General features: G+C 74.7%; 19 protein-coding genes and 1 pseudogene. 12 read left to right on the forward strand and 8 right to left on the reverse strand.

Translation table 11 applies throughout. From position 1 onward, the window contains the following. Positions 1-22: 22 nt before the first annotated feature. A complete protein-coding gene (locus FZ103_RS04940; RefSeq protein WP_394350075.1) occupies positions 23-1,390 on the reverse strand; it encodes an ABC transporter substrate-binding protein in 1,368 nt (455 codons plus the stop codon). Between the two features lie 34 nt (positions 1,391-1,424). Beyond that, positions 1,425-2,426, reverse strand: coding sequence for a zinc-dependent alcohol dehydrogenase family protein (locus FZ103_RS04945; RefSeq protein ID WP_186355831.1), 1,002 nt, complete (start codon positions 2,424-2,426; stop codon positions 1,425-1,427). Positions 2,427-2,580: 154 nt separating this feature from the next. Here FZ103_RS04945 and FZ103_RS04950 point away from each other — a divergent pair, with 154 nt between their 5' ends. From FZ103_RS04950 to FZ103_RS04960, 3 genes are all read left to right on the forward strand, one after another. Next, positions 2,581-3,591: a sugar-binding transcriptional regulator gene (locus FZ103_RS04950; protein WP_155999194.1), complete on the forward strand. Its 1,011-nt coding sequence runs from the start codon at positions 2,581-2,583 to the stop codon at positions 3,589-3,591. 137 nt (positions 3,592-3,728) lie between these two features. Further along, complete coding sequence (locus FZ103_RS04955; RefSeq protein ID WP_155999197.1) at positions 3,729-5,225, forward strand: carboxyl transferase domain-containing protein; 1,497 nt, start codon at positions 3,729-3,731, stop codon at positions 5,223-5,225. Between the two features lie 154 nt (positions 5,226-5,379). After that, positions 5,380-6,603, forward strand: coding sequence for a CoA transferase (locus tag FZ103_RS04960; protein WP_186355832.1), 1,224 nt, complete (start codon positions 5,380-5,382; stop codon positions 6,601-6,603). A 64-nt stretch (positions 6,604-6,667) separates the two neighbouring features. Here the strand turns inward: FZ103_RS04960 and FZ103_RS04965 are convergent, their stop codons facing one another. Continuing rightward, a complete protein-coding gene (locus FZ103_RS04965; protein ID WP_155999199.1) occupies positions 6,668-7,120 on the reverse strand; it encodes an SPW repeat protein in 453 nt (150 codons plus the stop codon). Positions 7,121-7,744: 624 nt separating this feature from the next. Here FZ103_RS04965 and FZ103_RS04970 point away from each other — a divergent pair. The 3 genes from FZ103_RS04970 to mmuM all read left to right on the forward strand — a co-directional run bounded on the left by FZ103_RS04970 (position 7,745) and on the right by mmuM (position 10,270). Beyond that, positions 7,745-8,392 carry a ThuA domain-containing protein gene (locus FZ103_RS04970; protein ID WP_155999202.1) on the forward strand — a complete coding sequence of 216 codons (648 nt, stop codon included), beginning with the start codon at positions 7,745-7,747 and terminating at the stop codon, positions 8,390-8,392. A 62-nt stretch (positions 8,393-8,454) separates the two neighbouring features. After that, positions 8,455-9,306: an urea carboxylase-associated family protein gene (locus FZ103_RS04975; RefSeq protein WP_155999204.1), complete on the forward strand. Its 852-nt coding sequence runs from the start codon at positions 8,455-8,457 to the stop codon at positions 9,304-9,306. 67 nt (positions 9,307-9,373) lie between these two features. Next, positions 9,374-10,270, forward strand: coding sequence for a homocysteine S-methyltransferase (gene mmuM / locus FZ103_RS04980; protein WP_155999207.1), 897 nt, complete (start codon positions 9,374-9,376; stop codon positions 10,268-10,270). A gap of 104 nt (positions 10,271-10,374) precedes the next feature. Here mmuM and FZ103_RS26155 read toward each other — a convergent pair. Continuing rightward, a pseudogene (locus FZ103_RS26155) lies at positions 10,375-10,446 on the reverse strand (sulfotransferase); the annotation flags it as partial. A gap of 320 nt (positions 10,447-10,766) precedes the next feature. Between FZ103_RS26155 and FZ103_RS04985 the strand changes: the two are divergent. From FZ103_RS04985 to FZ103_RS04995, 3 genes are all read left to right on the forward strand, one after another. Beyond that, on the forward strand, positions 10,767-11,414 hold the full coding sequence (locus FZ103_RS04985; RefSeq protein WP_155999210.1) for an NAD(P)-dependent oxidoreductase: 648 nt from the start codon (positions 10,767-10,769) through the stop codon (positions 11,412-11,414). 74 nt (positions 11,415-11,488) lie between these two features. Next, positions 11,489-12,142 (forward strand): endonuclease, encoded by a 654-nt coding sequence (locus tag FZ103_RS04990; RefSeq protein ID WP_155999213.1) that lies wholly within the window; start codon positions 11,489-11,491, stop codon positions 12,140-12,142. Positions 12,143-12,210: 68 nt separating this feature from the next. Further along, positions 12,211-12,495: a DUF2277 domain-containing protein gene (locus FZ103_RS04995; protein WP_155999216.1), complete on the forward strand. Its 285-nt coding sequence runs from the start codon at positions 12,211-12,213 to the stop codon at positions 12,493-12,495. A gap of 19 nt (positions 12,496-12,514) precedes the next feature. On the opposite strand, the gene FZ103_RS05000 is transcribed toward FZ103_RS04995, so the two are convergent. After that, positions 12,515-13,723: a cytochrome P450 gene (locus tag FZ103_RS05000; RefSeq protein WP_155999219.1), complete on the reverse strand. Its 1,209-nt coding sequence runs from the start codon at positions 13,721-13,723 to the stop codon at positions 12,515-12,517. Positions 13,724-13,936: 213 nt separating this feature from the next. Here FZ103_RS05000 and FZ103_RS05005 point away from each other — a divergent pair, with 213 nt between their 5' ends. From FZ103_RS05005 to FZ103_RS05015, 3 genes are all read left to right on the forward strand, one after another. Next, positions 13,937-14,905, forward strand: a complete 969-nt coding sequence (locus FZ103_RS05005; protein ID WP_155999222.1) for an ABC transporter ATP-binding protein — start codon at positions 13,937-13,939, stop codon at positions 14,903-14,905. After that, positions 14,902-15,756 (forward strand): ABC transporter permease, encoded by an 855-nt coding sequence (locus FZ103_RS05010; RefSeq protein ID WP_222936508.1) that lies wholly within the window; start codon positions 14,902-14,904, stop codon positions 15,754-15,756. Before FZ103_RS05005 ends, FZ103_RS05010 begins: the two co-directional genes overlap by 4 nt. A 136-nt stretch (positions 15,757-15,892) precedes the next feature. Further along, positions 15,893-16,105, forward strand: a complete 213-nt coding sequence (locus tag FZ103_RS05015) for a helix-turn-helix transcriptional regulator (protein ID WP_186355871.1) — start codon at positions 15,893-15,895, stop codon at positions 16,103-16,105. Between the two features lie 42 nt (positions 16,106-16,147). Here FZ103_RS05015 and FZ103_RS05020 read toward each other — a convergent pair whose 3' ends face one another. The 3 genes from FZ103_RS05020 to FZ103_RS05030 all read right to left on the reverse strand — a co-directional run bounded on the left by FZ103_RS05020 (position 16,148) and on the right by FZ103_RS05030 (position 18,721). Next, positions 16,148-17,455: a Dyp-type peroxidase gene (locus tag FZ103_RS05020; protein WP_155999225.1), complete on the reverse strand. Its 1,308-nt coding sequence runs from the start codon at positions 17,453-17,455 to the stop codon at positions 16,148-16,150. A 76-nt stretch (positions 17,456-17,531) separates the two neighbouring features. Continuing rightward, complete coding sequence (locus FZ103_RS05025; RefSeq protein WP_343233383.1) at positions 17,532-18,092, reverse strand: copper chaperone PCu(A)C; 561 nt, start codon at positions 18,090-18,092, stop codon at positions 17,532-17,534. Further along, positions 18,083-18,721: an SCO family protein gene (locus FZ103_RS05030; protein WP_186355833.1), complete on the reverse strand. Its 639-nt coding sequence runs from the start codon at positions 18,719-18,721 to the stop codon at positions 18,083-18,085. Before FZ103_RS05030 ends, FZ103_RS05025 begins: the two co-directional genes overlap by 10 nt. Between the last annotated feature and the right edge of the window lie 360 nt (positions 18,722-19,081).

The following is a 19,081-nucleotide window of genomic DNA, read 5'->3' on the forward strand; positions in this document are numbered from 1 at the left end:
AGGCGGGCGCGTCGTCGAATGCTCACTGTTCCTCCTTGTAGCTGTCGCCCACCGACTGCGCGTACCGCTGGCTCTGCCGGAGCGCCTCTTCGACCGTGATCCGGCCGGCGATGGCGGCGCTGAGCTGCTGGCTGACACGGGTGCCCAGGTCCTGGAACTCGGGGATGGCCAGGAAGTTGATTCCCGAGTAAGGGGTCGCCCGGTTGGTCGGGTGCTGGGGATTGGCCCGGGCGATGCTCTGGCGCATCACGCCGGAGTAGGCCGAGGCGACCTCCTGGTACTCGGGGGTCTCGAAGGTCGAGGCGCGGGCCCCCGGCGGGACCCGTTCCCAGCCGTACTCCTCGGCGACGAGCTTCGTGTACTCCTTGTCGGTCATCCACGAAACGAACTTCCAGGCCGCGTCCTTGTGCTCGGAACTGGCGGGGATGCCCAGCGACCAGGTGTAGAGCCAGCCCCCGTAATCGGTCTCGGCCACCGGCGCGGGGGCGTAGCCGTTCTGGCCGACGACCGTGCTGGAGTCGGGGTCCTCCACGGTGCTGACCATGGCGGTGGCGTCGTACCACATCGCCGCCCTGCCCTGGCTGTAGTGGGTCAGGCAGCCGCCGAACCCGCTGGCGGCCGCGCCGGGCTGGCCGTGCTCCTGCACGAGGTTCACGTAGAACTCGGCGGCTTCGCGGAACTCGGGTGAGGTGAGCTGGGCGTTCCACCGCCGGTCGTACCAGCGCCCGCCGAAGGTGTGCAGGACGCTGTTGAACGGCGCCATCACCTCGCCCCAGCCGGGCAGGCCGCGCAGGCAGATCCCGGCCGTGCCCGACTCGGGGTCGTCGAGCTTCGCGGCGAGGTCGGCGATCTCCTGCCAGGTGGGGTCGGCCGGCATCTCCAGCCCGGCCTCCTCGAACAGATCCTTGCGGTAGACCAGGAACGACGACTCCCCGTAGAAGGGCACCGAGTACATGTCGCCCTGGTAGGACAGGGACTCGCGGATGGGGCCGAGGAAGTCCCCGTCGTCGTAGCCGCTCTCCTCGATGTAGGGCTGGAGGTTGGTCAGCCAGCCGAACTCGGCCCACTGCCGCGTCTCGTAGTTGCTGACCATGACCGCGTCGAACTCGCCGCCGCCGGTGGCGACGGACGTGGTGATCTTGGCGCGGGCCTCGTTCTCCGGCAGCGAGACGAACCGGACGTCGATGTTGGGGTACTCCTGCGTGAAGTCCTCCTGCAGCGAGATCGCGTCCTCCATCTGCGGGTTGGACACGATGGCGACCACGAGGGTGGTGCCGTCGCCGCCGGAGGCGATGGCGCCGGCACCCGCGCAGCCGCCCAGCAGCGCCGCTGCGGTGCCCAGGGCGCCCAGTGCGGCCAGCGGGCGCAGGGGCCGCTTCTTGGTAGGCAACCGGTCCTCCTTCTCGTCGGCGCCGGCCCGGTGCTCAGACCGCGGCATCGGGCTGGACCTGCACCTTGACGCCGGAACCGGAGCGCATCAGGTCGAGCGCGGCCGGGAACTCCTCCAGCGGCAGGGCGTGGGTGAGCAGGTCGGCGGTGCGCAGCCGGCCCGCGGACATCAGGTCGACCGCCGCGCCGTAGCTGTGCAGCACGGCCATGGAGCCGACCACGGTGATCTCGTCGTTGTAGATGCGGAACGGGGACAGCGCGACGCGGGCGTCGTCGGGCGCCACCCCGAAGACCAGGAGCCGCCCGCCGCGGCGCAGCGCGCCGAAGGCCGCCTCGATGGCCGCGGGCGCGCCGGTGGCGTCGGCGGCGGCGTCGAACAGCTCGCCGTGGAGTTCGCCGATGTCGGCGGCGGTGGCCGCGGCGCCCAAGCTCTTCGCGATCTTCAGGCGCTCGGTGTTGCGGTCGACCACGGTGACCCCGGCGCCGCCCTGCTGCAGGAGCTGCTGCAGCAGCAGGCCCATGGTGCCCGCGCCCACCAGCAGGAAGCGCTCGCCGGCGGAGACGCCGATGCGGCGCACCCCGTGCACGGCGCAGGAGAGCGGCTCGATCAGCGCGGCCTCTGGGAAGCCGACGTGCTCGGGCAGGCGGTGGCAGTTGACGGCCGGGACGGCAACGTACTGGGCGAAGGCGCCGTCGACCGTGTCGCCGACGGCGCCCCAGTTGGCGCACAGGTTGCCGCGGCCGGCCCGGCAGTACTCGCAGTGGCCGCAGAACAGCGACGGGTCCACGGCGACCCGGTCGCCTTCGCGCAGCCCGCCCGGGGCCCGCGGTCCCACGGCCGCGACCTCGCCGGCGAACTCGTGCCCGGGCACCAGCGGATAGGGGCTGGGCGGGAACTCGCCGTCGGCGATGTGCAGGTCGGTGCCGCAGATGCCGCAGGCGCCCACGCGCACCACCACACCGTCCGCGGCGGGGGCGGGATCGGGCCGCTCTCCCACGGTGACGGTCCCGGGACGTTCGATGATCGCTGCGCGCACGGCCGCTCCTTGCTCACGGGTGCGTGTGCCTCTCGCTGCACACGGCTGCTCTGCTCACATGAGCAATTCGATGCTCATGTGATGAACAACATTCAAAGCCCATCCGAAACGCGATGTCAACGTATGATTCACGTATGAGCGGAATGGGGATCAGATGAGCGAGGTTGCGCGCACCGAGCGCCACGGCAGCGCCGATGCGGCGGCACAGCAGGAGAAGACCCAGTTCAAGGGACCCGCGGAACTCGTGCTGGTCTCCACCGTCGCGCGCCGGTTCTACCTGGACGGGCGCTCGAAGGTGGAGATCGCCGAGGAGTTCGGCGTGAGCCGCTTCAAGGTCGCTCGCGCCCTGGAGGCCGCCCGCGAGAGCGGCATCGTGCGGATCTCCATCCGGGTGCCCGCCCGGATCGACCCCGACCTCTCCGACCGCCTGCGGGCGGGCTTCGGCCTGCAGCGCGCCATCGTCGTCGACGGCTCCGAGGACCCCGCCGAGACCCACCGCCAGCTCGGCTCGGTGGCCGCCGACCTGCTGGCCGAGATCGTCGAGGACGGCGACGTCCTCGGGCTGGCCTGGGGGCGCACCGTCAACGCCGTGGGCGCCGAACTCACCCGCCTGCCGCGCTGCACCACCGTGCAGCTGGGCGGCGTGGTCTCCCACCGCACCTTCGGCGAGGACCCCAGCGAGGGATCGGTGGAGTCGGTGCGGCGCGCGGCCCAGCTCTCCGGCGGGCCCGCCTACCCCGTCTACGCCCCGCTGATCCTGCCCGACGCCACCACGGCCCGCGCGCTGCGCCGCGACCCCGGCATCGCCGGGGCCCTGGAGCACTACGACCGGCTGACCAAGGCCGTGGTCTCCATCGGCGGCTGGGACGAGCAGAGCTCGACGGTCTACGCCTGCCTGGACCCCCGGACCCGCGGGGAGCTGACCCGCCGCGGCGTGCGCGCCGAGATCTCCGCGCAGCTGTTCGACTCCGCGGGCACCCGCGTGCACAGCGAACTCGACGAGCGCGTCCTGGCCATCACCGACGCCCAGCTCGCCGGGGTGCCCGAGGTCATCGCGGTGGCCGGCGGCCCCGGCAAGACCGAGGCCATCGGCGTCGTCCTGCGCAGCGGCCTGATCTCCACCCTGGTCACCGACGCCGCCACCGCCCGCGACCTGCTGGCCTGAGCCCCCGTCCCGCTGCCGGCGCCCCGGGCGCGCCCGCACCCTGAGCAGGCGCTTCGGCGGGCGCACGGTTACAGTCGATAACCCGGCCGCGCGCGGCGCGGGACCGGATGTCGGCCGCGAGGTGTGGCGGAGGTGCCATGGGCCGCAGGTACAGCGCACACGAACTGCTGGAGGCGACGCTGGACACGGGCTCGTTCCGCTCCTGGGACGAGCCGCCGCTGGACGTCGGCCCCGACCCCGGCTACGCGGCCGAACTGGCCAAGGCCCGCGAGCGCAGCGGCTGCGACGAGGCCGTGATCACCGGCGAGGGCCGGCTGCGGGGCCGCCGGGTGGCCGTCGTCGCCTGCGAGTTCGCCTTCCTCGCCGGATCGATCGGAGTCGCCGCGGCCGAACGGCTGGTGGCCGCCGTCGAGCGCGCCACCGCCGAGCGCCTGCCCCTGCTCGCCGCGCCCGCCTCCGGCGGCACGCGCATGCAGGAGGGCACCGTCGCCTTCCTGACGATGGTCAAGATCTCCGCGGCCGTCGCCGCCCACAAGGCCGCCGGCCTGCCCTACCTCGTCTACTTGCGCCACCCCACCACCGGCGGCGTCCTGGCCTCGTGGGGCTCCCAGGGCCACGTCACCGTCGCCGAGCCCGGCGCGCTCGTGGGCTTCCTGGGCCCGCGCGTCTACGAGCAGCTCTACGGCCACCCCTTCCCCGAGGGCGTGCAGTCGGCCGAGAACCTCTACCGGCGCGGCCTCGTCGACGCCGTGCTCGGCGTCGAGGACCTGCCCGCCACCGCCGAACGGGCCCTCAACGTGCTGCTGGCCCGCGCCGACGACCTGCCCGAGGAGCCTCCGGAGCCCGAGGAGCCCGTCGCCGACGTCCCCGCCTGGGAGTCGATCACCCGCTCCCGCCGCCCCGACCGGCCCGGCGTGCGCGACCTGCTGCGGCGCGCGGCCGGCGACGTCGTCCCGCTCAAGGGCACCGGCGAGGGCGAGGCCGACCCCGGCCTGCTGCTGGCCCTGGCCCGCTTCGGCGGCGCGCCCTGCGTCCTGCTGGGCCAGGACCGCTCCCGCCAGACCAGCGACAACCCGCTGGGCCCCGCCGCGCTGCGCGAGGCGCGCCGGGGCATGCGCATCGCCGAGGAGCTGCACCTGCCCCTGGTCACCGTGATCGACACCCCCGGGGCGGCCCTGTCCCGCGAGGCCGAGGAGCAGGGCATGGCCGGCCAGATCTCCCGCTGCCTGGCCGAGCTGGTCACCCTGCGCGCACCCACCCTGGCCGTGCTCCTGGGGCAGGGCAGCGGGGGAGGGGCGCTGGCGCTGGTGCCCGCCGACCGCGTCGTGGCCGCCGAGCACGCCTGGCTCTCCCCCCTCCCGCCCGAGGGGGCCAGCGCCATCGTGCACCGCACCACCGACCGCGCCGCCGAACTGGCCGAGCTGCAGGGCGTGCGCTCGGCGCGGCTGCGCGCGGACGGCATCGTCGACCGGATCGTGGCCGAGCGCGGCGACGCCGCCGACGAGCCCGCGCAGTTCTGCGCCCGGATGGGCGCCGCGCTGCGCCACGAGCTGTCGGCGCTGCTGCGCGCCGACCCCCAACGGCGCCTGACCCGCCGCCACGCCCGCTACCGCCGGCTGGGCCTGCCCGGCTGAGGACCGCCGCCCGCCCGTCGCGGATGCCTGGGCCGGGGCCGCTGTGAGCACGCCTGCGGCGTCTGGGCAGAATGTCCCCACAGCAGTCGGACAACGGCGCGAGAACAGGGCCGGCGCAGGCCGGCGAAGACGGCAGCCGAGGGGGCCTCGTCCAGTGGCGGAACAAGCAGGCAGACCAGAGGGACCGCTGAGTGGCATCGTCGTGGTCGACTTGTCGCGTGCGCTGGCCGGACCGCACGCGGCCATGCTGCTGGGCGACCTCGGTGCGCGGGTGATCAAGGTCGAGCAGCCCGGCACCGGCGACGACACCCGCAGCTGGGGGCCGCCGTTCGTCGGCCCCGAGGACGAGCGGACCAGCACCTACTTCCTCTCCTGCAACCGCAACAAGGAGTCGGTCGAACTCGACCTGAAGTCCGAGGACGGCGCCGCGGTGCTCACCCGCCTCGTGCGGGCCGCCGACGTGCTCGTGGAGAACTTCCGCCCCGGCGTCCTGGACCGCCTCGGCTTCTCCGCCGAGCGCCTGGCCGAGCTCAACCCGCGCCTGGTGCAGTGCTCCATCAGCGGCTTCGGCCACGACGGCCCCGAAGGCGGCCGCGCGGGCTACGACCAGATCGCCCAGGGCGAGGCCGGGCTGATGAGCCTCACCGGCCCCGGCCCCGACCAGCCCACCAAGGTCGGCGTGCCCATCGGCGACCTGCTCGCCGGCATGAACGGCGCATACGGGGTGCTCAGCGCCCTCTACGAGCGCGAGCGCACCGGCCGCGGCCGCCTCGTGCGCACCTCGCTGCTGTCGTCGATCGTGGGCGTGCACGCCTTCCAGGGCACCCGCTGGACCGTGGCGGGGGAGGTGCCCCGGGCCATCGGCAACCACCACCCCTCCATCGCCCCCTACGGCGCCTACACCTGCGCCGACGGCATGCTGCAGGTCGCCGTCGCCAGCCAGGGCCAGTGGTCGAAGTTCGCCGGCCTGCTGGGCATCGACGCCGCCGACCCCCGCTTCGCCGACAACGCCGCGCGCGTGGCCAACCGGCCCGAGCTCAACGAGGCCGTCGAAGCCGTGCTGGCCACCGCCTCCCGCGACACCTGGCTGGAGCGCATCGGATCGATCGGCATCCCCTGCGGCGCGATCCGCACCATCGACCAGGTCTATGAGTGGGACCAGGTGCGCTCCCAGGGCCTGCTCGCCCGTGTCGAGCACCCGGTACTGGGCGGCGTCGACCTGCCCGGCCCCGCCGTGCGCTTCAGCGACCCCGCCGACCCCGCCGCCGAGACGCCGCCCGGCCACCGGCCGCCGCCGCGCCTGGGCGAGCACAACGCCGACGTGCGCGCCTGGCTGGACGAGCTCGACGGCCGCGCCGAGGGCGCACAGGGCGCCTGAGGCCCTCCGGCAGCAGAAACCGGGGCCGGTCCCCGCGGAACCGGCCCCGGTGCGCCCGCCGGCCTCAGCGGCGGCGGCCGGAGTTGGAGGCGCCGGCCTTGGCCATGCCCATCCCGGCGATCGTCAGTGCCAGGAGCACCGCGACACCGCCGGCGACGACGTTGCTGATGATGGGAGCGACGGCGGCCGTCGGTCCCGCCACCAGCCAGGGCGCGATGATCGTCCAGACCCCGATGCCGACAGCGGCCCAGCTCATGCCGTGGGTGCGCTCGAACGCGGAGCCGAAGCCCACGAGCAGGAACGTGAAGCCGAGACCGGCGATCAGGTTGCTGATCATCAGCGGGCCGTTGGCCGTGAAGCCGACGACCCACGGGGACACCGCGATGTAGAGCCCGGTGAGCAGCCCCAGCGCTTCCGCGGCCTGCACGGCGGGATTGGCCAGTGCGGCCTCGGACCGGGCACGCAGGGCAACGATGTCGGGGTGCTGCTCGATGGTGGAGTTGGCCTGCTCGACCATGACTCGCCACCTCCTCGAACGAGACGATGTCCGTCTGCACCGGTTCCGCTAGCCGGTGGCGCGCCGCTTTATTCACATAAGGAGAGGATAAAAATCGCGGATGCGCGCGGTCGTGCGCCGCCCCTGGGCGGGGCGCGTCCCGCGCGGCCATAGGGCGGCCGCAGCCCGCCGGGCCGCCGCAGCGATCGCCTGCGGCCGCGGGATCCCCGCGCCCGGGCGGACCCTCTCGGCGGCTCCGCCCCAGGCCGTGTTTGGTGGGTCGCTGTCCTACTGCGCGGCTGCGTAGGGTAGGGATTCTCGCTCTCGCTGCGTTCTCTGGGCCCCTGACAGGCATCATGGCGAAGCCGCCTGTCAGGGACAGTCGACAGGGGGCCCGCCCCGGGCCCCGCTGCGCGATGATGCGGAGCCTGCGGAGCTCGCGCAGTAGGGGAACTCCTTCCTCGGCCTTGCGAGAGCGGCACCGGGCCCCCGCTCGGCGATCATGGCGAAGCCCGCCGAGTAGGGGAGGCCCTATCGCGGCGCCCCGCGCCGGAAAACGGCGCTTCGCGCCATCGGGCGCGGGGCGCACACGAGTGCGCCGCTCGCTACGGACGGACCCACCAAACACGGCCTAAGGTGCACGGCATGGAACGTGTACTCGTGTTCAGCAGGACCACCGGATACCGGCACGACTCCATTCCCGCCGGCGTCGCGGCACTGCGCGAGCTGGGCCGCGAGCACGGCTTCGCCGTCGACGCCGCGGAGGACCCCGCCGCCTGCCGCGAGCTGGACGGCTACCGCGCCGTGGTCTTCCTCAGCCCCTCCGGAGAGGTCCTGGACGATGCCGGGCGCGGCGCGCTCGCCGACTACGTCGGCTCCGGCGGCGGCTTCTGCGGCGTGCACGCCGCCTCCACCGCCGAACCGCGGTGGCCCTTCTACGCCGAGCTGGTCGGCGCCCGCTTCACCCGCCACCCCGAGGTCCAGCGGGCCCGGATGCGCGTCGAGGACCGCGACCACCCCGCCACCGCCCACCTGGGCGCGTCCTGGACGCGCACCGACGAGTGGTACGACTTCGACCGCGACCCGCGCCCCGGCTCCCGCGTCCTGCTCTCGGTGGACGAGGAGACCTACGAGGGCGGCGGCATGGGCCCCGGCCACCCCGTCGCCTGGTGCCGCGACGTCGGCGCCGGCCGCGCCTTCTACACCGCCCTGGGGCACCCGGCCTCCGCCTACGCCGACCCGGAATTCCGCGCCCACCTGCTGGGCGGGATACGCTATGCCGCCGCGTGGTAGCGGACGGCGGCGCCCCGCGGCGGCCCGCCGCCGAGGGGAATGACGAGCGAGGGGAGTACGTCATGGGATCACCGCCCGCGGCCTACCGGGGCTCTCCCGGCGGCGCACTGGACGTCGACCGCGCCTTCTACGCGCGCCTGTCCGCAGCCGCCGCCGACCACCGGACCGTCGAGGCCTTCACCCTGCCCATCAGGTCCGGCCGGGCCTGGGAGGTGCCCGCCGGCCACCTGTGCCGCATCAGCACCCCCGAGGGCCCGCAGGTGGGCGACCTGAACATCTGGAACCGCCACGACCCCCGCGAGCGCCTGTGGGCCTCGCGCACCCGGCAGTTGCAGGCCGCGCACGTCACCACCTACGACCGACTCTGGTCGACGCTGCCCTTCCTGCGGCCGCTGGCCACCATCACCGCCGACACCCTGGCCGACTACGGCACCGACTCCGACGGCGGCCGCGTCCACGACCTGCTGGGCACGCGCTGCGACCCCTACGTCAACCGCATGCTCACCGGCGAGGACTTCGACTTCCACTGCCACTCCAACCTCACCCGCGCGGTCCTGCCCTACGGGCTCACCGAGTTCGACGTGCACGACGTCCTCAACGTGTTCCAGTGCACCGGGCTCAACGACGAGGACCGCTACTTCATGAAGGCAAGCCCCGCCCGACCGGGCGACCACATCGAGTTCTTCGCCGAGACCGACCTGCTCATGGCGCTGTCCACCTGCCCCGGCGGCGATCTGTCGGTGGACCTGTGGGGTCCCGACGCCCAGGACCCGCTGTCGGTCTGCCGCCCGCTGGCCGTGGAGGTGCTGCGCCCGCCGGCCGAGCTGCTGGAGGGCTGGTCGCCCCCGCAGCGGGCCGCCTACGCCGGCCTGCACGGCATCCGCCGCCCCCGGTGGGGTGAAGCCGGCGGCTGAGCGAGGCGGCGGGGGCACCCCTGCCCGCCCGGACCGAATCGGCGCCCGCCCTGCATAGGCTGGAGGCATGGACGCCCTGCCCGCAGGCCGGACGCTCGTGCTCGACGGCGGACTGGCCACCCGCCTGGAGGACTTCGGCTGCGACCTGGGCGACGAACTGTGGTCGGCGCGGCTGCTGCACGACGATCCCGCGGTGATCCGCCGCGCCCACCGCGACTTCTTCGCCGCCGGCGCCGACGTCGCCATCACCGCGTCCTACCAGGCCGGTGTCCCCGCCTTCACCGCCCGCGGATTCACCCGCGCCGAGGCCCGCGCCCTCATCGCCCGCTCGGTCGAACTGGCCGCACAGGCCCGCGACGAAGCCGGCGGCGGAATCGTCGCCGCGAGCATCGGCCCCTACGGTGCCGCCCTGGCCGACGGGTCGGAGTACACCGGCGACTACGGCCCGGCCGCCGGCGCCGACGCCGCCGACTTCCTGGCCGACTGGCACCGGGAGCGCTGGCACCTGCTCGCCGAAAGCGGCGCCGACCTGCTGGCCTGCGAGACCATCCCCTCCTACGCCGAGGCGCGCGCCCTGCTCGGGCTGCTGGAGGAGACACCCGGCGTGCGGGCCTGGTTCAGCTTCAGCTGCGCCGACGGCGAGCGCATCAGCGACGGCACGCCGCTGGCCGAATGCGCCGCCCTGCTCGCCGGACACGCGCGAGTGCTCGCCGTGGGCGCCAACTGCACCGCGCCGCGCCACATCCCCGACCTGATCGCCCGGGTGCGCGGCGTGCCCGCCGTCGTCTACCCCAACTCCGGCGAGACCTGGGATCCGACCGCACGCACCTGGAGCGGCCGCGGCGACCCGGACGACTTCGGCGCCGCCGCCCGCGAGTGGCAGCGGGCCGGCGCCCGCCTGATCGGCGGCTGCTGCCGCACCACCCCCGAGCACATCCGCCGGATCCGCGCCCACCTGGACTGACCGATGCCGTGCGGGGCGCCGCCCTCAGTCCGCCCCCGGCCGGCCGCCGTCGGGCGCTCGGGATGGGTGGGCAGCTCGTACATGTGGTAGGTGGGGCCGAAGCCGACCTGCTCCAGCGCGGCCTTCATCGAACTCGTGCCGGTGCGCGGCAGCCCCGCGCCGATCACCTCGATCATGCGTCCCGCCTTCCGCCGCAGCTGCCAAGGGTTCGCGCCGCGGTCATTGTCGCCGCGGCCGCGCCACCCGGCCAGAGGCGCCGGATGTCCGCATCGGGCCGGAGCGACTGGCCCGAGTCGGCAGCGGGTACGGGTCGCGCCAGCACCGCCGCAGCCGCCGACCGCGAGCGCGGGGCGGCGGCGATTCGCGGATGCGGGCGCAACCCCCGGGCCCGGCTGGGTAGCGGACCCGCGAAGCCGGAGCAGCGCGCACGCGGCCCGGCCGATGCGCGGGCGCGTCCGCGCCGGCGGCACAGCCGACAACGGAAGGCAGGCCAGCCATGGCGAACATCGCCGTATTCGGCGCCAGCGGGATGATCGGCTCCCGCATCGTGGACGAGGCGCTGGCCCGCGGGCACACGGTCACGGCCCTGGCCCGCGACCGCACCCGGTTGCCGCACGAGGGCGAGCGGCTCCGGGTGGCGACCGCCGACGTCCTGGACCCCGGCGACGTCACCGCGGCCGCCCGCGGACACGACGTCCTGGTCAGCGCTGTGGGCGGCGGCGACGGCGCCGGCCACCGCAAGCTCATCGAACCCTCGGCGCGCACGATCGTGGAGGCGCTGCGCCACCTGGAGGACCGGCCCCGGTTCATCATGGTCGGCGGCGCGGGGAGCCTGGAGACGCCCGAGGGCAGGCTGGTGTGGGACACCCCGGGGCTGCCCGAGGACATCCTGGCGACCATGCACGCCCACGGCGAGGCGCTGGAGTTCCTGCGCAGCGTCACCGAGGTCGAGTGGACCAACATCAGCCCGCCGGCGGTGATCGAGCCGGGCGAGCGCACCGGCACCTACCGCACCGACACCCACCGCCTGGTCGCCGACGCTCAAGGCAACAGCCGTATCAGTGCCGAGGACTACGCCGCGGCCCTGGTCGACGAGATCGAGTCGCCCAGGCACCTCGGCGAGCGCTTCACCGTGGGGGAGTGATACCGCGCCGCCGGCCGCAGCCCCCGCCGGGGGCGGGCGGCCGGCGCCGAGAGCACGTCAGGGAGGAGGCCGCCATGGCGGCCAAGCGCGAGAAGGACATCGCACGGCAGGTGCTCGGCGAGGCGGGCGGCACGATGGCACAGGAGGCCGGCATCCGGCTGGCCGACCGCCCCGCGCCGCTGTGGCAGCTGCTGGTACTGGTCAACCTCGCCTCGGCGCGGATCTCGGCCGACATCGCCGTGGCCGCCGCACGCGAACTGAACGCGGCCGGCGGCACCACGCCCGAGGGCATGGCCGAGCTGACCTGGCAGCAGCGCGTGGACGCGCTGGGCCGGGGCCACTACGTCCGCTACGACGAGAGCACCGCGACCCGGCTGGGCGAGTGCGCGGACTTCGCCTGCGAGCGCTACGGCGGCGACCTGCGCCGGCTCGCCGAGGAGGCCGACGGCAGGCGCAACCGGCTGGCCAAGGCCCTGCAGGAGTTCAAGGGGATCGGGCCCACCGGCGCCGACATCTTCTGCCGCGAGGCCCAGCAGGTGTGGCCGTGGCTGCGGCCGTACGTGGACAAGCTCGCCCGCAAAGGGGCCGACCGGGTCGGTCTGCCCTCCTCCGGCGCCGAGCTCGCCGAGCTGGTCGCCGGCGATGAGCTGGCCGCGCTGTGCGCCGGCCTGGTGCGCATCGCCCGCGAGGACGACCTCGCCGAGCAGGTCCGCGCCAAGGCGGCGTGACGTCCGGGCGCGGCCCCGCCCCGGCACACCGGGAGGAAATCGTCGGCGGCGCGGCGTAGCGTGGTGGCATGTGCCGCAACATCCGCCGCCTGCACAACTACGAGCCGCCCGCCACCTCGGGCGAAGTCCGCGAGGCCGCGCTGCAGTACGTCCGCAAGATCAGCGGCAGCGCCCGCCCTTCCGCCGCGAACCGCGAGGCCTTCGACCGCGCCGTCGAGGCCGTGGCCGCCGCGACGGAGGAGCTGCTGGAGTCCCTGGTCACCTCGGCGCCGCCGCGCTCGCGCGAGGAGGACGCCGCCCGCGCCAGGGAGCGCGCCCGCCTGCGCTACGAAAGCTCCGCCCCGCCCGCCTGACACCGCCCCCGGCGGCCGCTCACCAGCGCACGTCCAGCCGCCGGGGGGAGCGGTGGATGAGGGTGGGCACCATGCTGATCCGCGCGTCGGGCTCCAGGCGCAGCCCGGGCAGGCGCCGGGTCAGCTCGGCCAGCACCGCACACAACTGGGCGCGCGCCAGCCGGGCGCCCGGGCAGGCGTGCACCCCGTGCCCGAAACCCAGATGATGCCGAGGGCGGCGGGTGATGTCGAGCCGGTCGGGCCGGGGGAAGTGCGCGGGGTCGCGGTTGGCGGCGCCGAAGGAGACGAAGACGACGTCCCCCTCCTGCAGCTCGGTGCCGCCCAGGTTCGTCGCCCGCCTCGCCCGGCGTCGGAACCCCTGGATGGGCGAGTCGTAGCGGGCGCATTCCTCGACCGCGTCGGGGATCAGCTCGGGGCCCTCGCACAGCGCCTCCCACTGCTCGCGGTGGCGCAGCAGGTGCAGCAGCATCGACGCCATCAGGGCGCTGGTGGTCAGGTGCCCGGCGATGAGCAGGTTCTGCAGCGAGGACACGCATTCGGCGCGCTGGTCGCGGGTGAGCTCGCCGGTGCCGGGGGCCAGCGCGCGGACGAAGGCGGTGATGAGGTCGTCGCGCGGCTCGGCGCGGCGGCTGCGCACATAGCCGTCCATCAGGTGCTGCACGGCGGCGATCTCGCGGGCGGCCGCGACCTGCTCGCCGGGCTCCATCGGGCGGAACAGCAGCTCGGCGGCCAGGTATCCGCAGCGGACGACCCGCGGCACATCCTGCTCGTCCAACCCCAGCAGGTGCCCGATCACCTCGCCGGGCAGCACCCGCGCCAGCCGCCCCACCAGCTCGGCGCGGCCCTCGGCGGCGAAGCCGTCGACGATGCGCGCGGTGCGCTCGCCGATGGTGCCGACCAGTGCGTCGACGCGGGCGGCCGAGAGGCCGCGGGTGTGCGGGCGCCGGTAGCGCCGATGCGCCGCATCGTCGGAGGAGAGCACCACACCGCCTCCGCCGATGCCTTTGCCCAGTTCCGCCCGCGCCTGTGGCGAGGGGACCGCGTCGGGGCGCAGCGCTCCGGCCGAGGACAGGTCCTCGGGCCGGGACAGCGCATCGCGCACGTCGTCGTAGCGCGTCACCAGCCAGGCGTCCAGCTCCGGGGAGAACGACAGCCCCGGCTCCCGGCGCGCCCGGGAGTAGCGGGGGTAGGGGTCGCGCTGGAAGGCGTCGAGCGCGGCGAAGTCCATGCTGCTCCCTGCTGCGGCGGCGGCGGTGTGCGGGCGGGGCCGCTGCGGCGATGATCGCCGAGGCGCGGGGCCGGGACAAGCGCGGCGCCGCTTCCGGCCAGTCGGCCTCCCGAGAGGTTCCCTCGCTGACCTGCGCGTTGTCGCATCTGTTGGTGTATATGTAGTACGAGTGCTATAAACGATAGTGCACGCCATATGGAAGGTAGGAAGGTTATGGCATTGGTGGAGGAGGACACACGCACGGCCGCCCCGGCCGGCGCCGGCGGGCAGGACGCCGCCGTCGAGGTGTCGGGCCTGCGCATGCGCTACGGCGGGACCGATGTGCTGCACGGCGTCGATCTGCACGCCCGCCGCGGCGAGGTGGTGGTGCTGCTGGGGCCCAACGGCGCCGGGAAGACCACCACGGTGGAGATCCTGGAGGGGTTCCGGGCGCGCTCGGCCGGCGAGGTGCGGGTGCTGGGCGCCGACCCCGCGACCGCCGACGAGCGCTGGCGCGCGCGGCTGGGCGTGGTCATGCAGTCCTGGCGCGACCACGGCCGCTGGCAGGTCGGCGAACTGCTCGCCTACCTCGCCCGCTTCTACGCCCCCTACTCCGAACCCGGCCGGCCCCGCCCGCGCCCGATGGGCGAGCTGCTGGAGACGGTCGGGCTCGCCGACTGCGCCCATCGCAGGGTCAACACCCTCTCCGGCGGGCAGCGGCGCCGCCTGGACGTCGCCATCGGCATCGTCGGCCGGCCCGAGGTGCTGTTCCTGGACGAGCCCACGGCCGGGTTCGATCCCGAGGCGCGCCGCGACTTCCACGACCTGGTCCACGGCCTGGCCGACGAGGACACCACCATCCTGCTGACCACCCACGACCTGGACGAGGCCGAGAAGCTCGCCGACCGCATCCTCATCCTCGCCGGCGGCCGGGTGGTGGCCCAGGGCAGCGCCGAGGAGCTCGCCGCCCGGGTCCCCGCCGACGCCGAGGTCAAGTGGACCCGCGGCGGGCAGCGGTTCGTGCACTCCACCCCGGACGCCACCGCCTTCCTGCGCGGGCTGCTGAACGAGGCCGGCGACGAGGTCACCGGCATCGAGGTGCGCCGCGCCAGCCTGGAGGACGCCTACATGAGCCTGGTGCACCGCCACGAGACCGGCCGCGCCCATGAGGCCGCGGCGGCATTCACCGAGGAGGTCCGTTGAACACCCCCGCCCTGACCGCCGTGCGCGCCGGCCTCGCCCGGGGCCTGGCCGAGTTCCGCCACACGCTCACCAGCAAGGAGGACCTCTTCGGCCACTTCGGCATGGTCGCCGTCTTCATCGTGGCGGCGATGTTCATGCGCGGTCAGAACGTCGACGGCACCGACATCCCGATCGCCAACATGTGGCTGCCGGGGCTGATGGGGCTCACCGTGATCATGGGCGGGCTGCTGACCGTCGCCTCCGTGCTGGCCACCGAGCGCGAGGACGGCACCCTGCTGCGCGCCAAGGCCGTGCCCAACGGGATGACCGGCTACCTGGTGGGCAAGGCCGTGCACATCCTGCTCGTGATCACCACGCTCGTCGTACTGCTGATCGCCGTGGCGCTGCTGCTCCTCGACGGTTTCAGCATGGGCGGCCCGGCCGACTGGGCCACCGTCGCCTGGGTGGTGGTCCTGGGCCTGCTGGCGACGGCGCCGCTGGGCGCGATCGCGGGCTCGCTCATCGCCAACCCGCGCTCGGTCATGGCCGTGCTGATGATCCCGTTCATGGCCGTGATGGGCGTCTCCGGCGTCTTCTACCAGGTCAGCGGATTCCCCGAGTGGCTGCAGTGGGTCGCTCAGGCGATGCCGCTGTACTGGATCGCGCTGGGCATGCGCTCGGCGTTTTTGCCCGACTCGATGCTGGCCATCGAGATCGCCCACTCCTGGCGCCTGGACCAGGCGGCACTGATGCTCAGCGCGTGGGCGGTCGCCGGCTTCCTGGTCGCCGTGCCGGTCCTGCGCCGCATGGCGCGGCGCGAGTCCGGATCCCGCGTCGAGGCCGGCCGCAGGAAGGCGCTGCAGCGTGGCTAGGGCGCGCAAGGCAGAGCGGGCGGCCCCGGCGACCGGCGGCGAGGCGACCGGGGCCACGGGGACCGGCGGCGACAGCGGTGGCGGCACCCGGCGCAATGGCGCGGGCGGCGGATCCGGCGGCGGTGAGGCTGAACGCATCCACAACCGCATCGCCGTCCTGCGCGCCGAACGCGGCGTCTCCCGGCGGCAGCTCGCCGAGGCGCTGGGCGTGCACTACCAGACGGTGGGCTACCTGGAGCGCGGCGAGTACAACCCCAGCCTGCACCTGGCGCTGCGCATCGCCCAGTACTTCGAGGTCCCGGTCGAGGTCGTCTTCTCCACCGAGCCCTTCCCCCGCATCGGCGGCTGAGCACAGGTGGCGGCGCCGCGCCGCCCCGCCAACCGCGAACGCTCATCCCTCCAGCAGCGCCCGGCCGATGTAGTCGCCGTCGCGGGCCGCAGGGGGGACGGCGAACAGGGCGCTGCCCTCGTGGCGGATGTACTCGTTGAGCGCGTCGCCCGAGTCGGCCAGGTTGCGCTGCACCGGCACGAACCCGCGGGCGGGGTCGGCCTGCCAGGCCATGAACAGCAGCCCCGCGTCGCGGGTGCCGTCAGGGCGCCAGCCCTCGTCGAAGCTGTAGCCGCGGCGCAGCATGCGCGCGCCCAGGGTGTTCCGCGGACTGGCCAGGCGGATGTGGGCGCGGTCGGGGACGGCGGGGCCGCCGTCGGGGTTTTCGGCGGTGAGGTCGACCTCGGCGTCGGCGCCCTGCTGCCCCAGCGGGGCGCCGGTGGGCAGGTCGCGGCCGATCACCCGCTCGCGGTGGGCCACGTCTTCGCCGAACCAGTCCTCCAGCAGCATCCGGATCCGCCGCACCACCACGTAGCTGCCGCCGGCCATCCACTCCGGACCGGCGCCGCGGCGCACCTGGACGGTCCGCTCCAGCAGGGAGCCGGTGGGGTTGTTGGTGCCGTCGATCTGGCCCATCAGGTTGCGCGGCGCGGCTGAAGGATCCTCGGCGGCCGCCGCGGTTCGCCGAAAGCCGCGCACCGCCCAGCGCACGCGGACCTGCTCGCGCGCACCAGCGAGCAGGTGCTGCACGGCCGAAGCCGCGACCATCGGGTCCTCGGCGCCGACCTGGAGCAGCAGGTCCCCGCCGCACCACTCCTCGCGCAGCGTGTCGGTGGCGAAGCCGGGCAGGTCGGCGAGCGCCTCGGGGCGGGCGTCTGGCCGCCCGGTCGCGGCCAGCAGCGAGGCGCCGATCCCGACGGTGACCCCCAGCGACGCGGGCAGCAGGCCGGCCGCGCCGGCGCCGGGGACGACGGCGGCGGGCCCCTCCCGGTGCAGCCGCGCCGCGGACTCGGTCCAGGCCCGCAGAACGGACGCCGCCCGCTCGCGGGCCCGATCCGGCGAGCCGGATCCGGCCAGGTCGAGCGCGAGGACGTGGGCGAAGGCGGGCGGGGTGTCGATGATGCCCGGTTGCAGGCGGCCGGGCCCGCCTGCGGGCGCGGGGGTCTGCGCCATGCGCAGCCGCGGCGGCGTCGAGGACTCTCCGGCGGCGCCGGGGCCCGGGGCCAGCACTTCGCCGGCCCCCAGGCCGGTGCCCGCACCGACCAGCGCCGCGGCACCCACGCGGGCCAGCAGCCCGCGCCGCGACACCCCGCCGGCGGACGGCCCCTCCTCGGGCGGATCCGCGTCCTGCTCGGACTCGCGTCGGCTCATCGCCTGCTGTACTCCTCGCCTGCTCCTGCAGCACATCGGCGCCCCGCTTGCCCGTGCGGCGACCGGGGGCGCGGCGTCACCGCCCCTGGGCGCGCTCCAGCACCGGGGCGTCGACCTCCACCTCTGTTCCGCCCGCGAACTCCAGAGTCAGCGTCACGGTGTCGCCGACGGCCGGCGTGTCGGAGATGCCCATGATCATCAGGTGGTAGCCGCCGGGCTCCAGGCGCGCGGTGCCGCCGGCGGGCACCGGGACCTCCTCCACCTCCGACATCACCGACGCGCCGCTGTCAGCGGTCTTCGTGGTGTGGATCTCCGCCGTCTGCGAAGCCGTGGTCGCGGCGCCGACCAGGGCGTCGTCCTCCTCCCCGCTGTTGCGGATCGTGAGGTAGGCGGCGCCCACGTCGGGGCGGGCCGGCTCGGGCATCCACGCCCCGCTGATTTGGATGTCGCCGCGGGCGGCGCTGCCCTTGTCGGGTTGAGCATCGCCGCCGGCCGCGGGCCGGGCGGTCGATGCGGCGGGGGAGGGGGCCGCGGCGCCGGAGCCGCCGCCTGCGCCGCACGCGGACAGGGCGGCGGCGGTGAGGCAGGCCGCCGCGGCGGCGAGCAGCCGCCGCCCGGCCGCCGGGCTCACAGCCACCGCTCCGCCAGGTCGGGCAGCATCCTGCTCAGCTGCTCGGGCGAGGTGCCTTCGTCGAAGAAGCCCACGGCGGCGCCGTCGCCGTTGAGCACGACCAGGCGCTGGCCGTGGCTGACCTCGTAGTCGCCGTCGGTCCGCTTCGGTTCCTCGACCGGGATGCCGTAGGCCTCGGCGGCCTTGACGACCTCGGCGATGGGGCCGCGCACCCCGGTGAACTCCGGGTTGAACGAGTCGAGCCATCCGCGCAGCTGCTTCGCGGTGTCGCGGTGAGGGTCGGTGCTGACCATCACGACGTCGAAGTCATCGGCGCTGCCGCCCATGCGCTGCAGGGCGGCGTCGACGTCGGCCATGGTGGTCGGGCACACGTCGGGGCAGCTGGTATAGCCGAAGTAGAGCAGCGTCAGCCGGTCGTCGGCGACGTCGCCGAAGGCCCACGGCTCTCCGCCGGCGGTGGAGAACTCGTAGGGCGGGGCGGCCATGGGGCTGCCCGACACCTCCAGGAAGGGCCCCTCCCGCTGCTGGGGCGCCTGCGCCTGCCCCGTGCCGCCGCACCCCGCGGCAACGAGCGCGACCGCGACCGCGGCCGCCGCAAGCGCGTTTCGGCGGACTCCGCCCTGCCGCTCACTCATCGTCGTGTGCCTCTCTTCTTCACGTCTGTGGTTGGCACGCCGATCGGCGCGGCCGCCGCATCCTGGGCGCGCGGGCGCAGCCGGCTCGGTACCGGAAGGGAGACCGAGGTCCGACAAGCCGCGCGGCCGGCGCGCAAGCCGTATGCGTGCCGAGCGCATCCCCGCAGCACAGAGGGCACCGCTGCCGCGGCGCCGCAGCCCGGCCGCCTCGGTGCCCGACGCTACCGCCGCTGCCGGGCCGCCTCGATCCGGGGTGGGGTCGGCCGGAAAGCCCGCCTGACGAGGGCGGCGAGGACGGTGGGTGGTCGGGCCCGCGCGGATCGGTTCGAGTGCTCGCCGACCTAACTCTCCGGCGCCGAT

Origin of the sequence: Streptomonospora sp. PA3 (assembly GCF_009728995.1) — a bacterium.
Lineage (GTDB): Bacteria > Actinomycetota > Actinomycetes > Streptosporangiales > Streptosporangiaceae > Streptomonospora.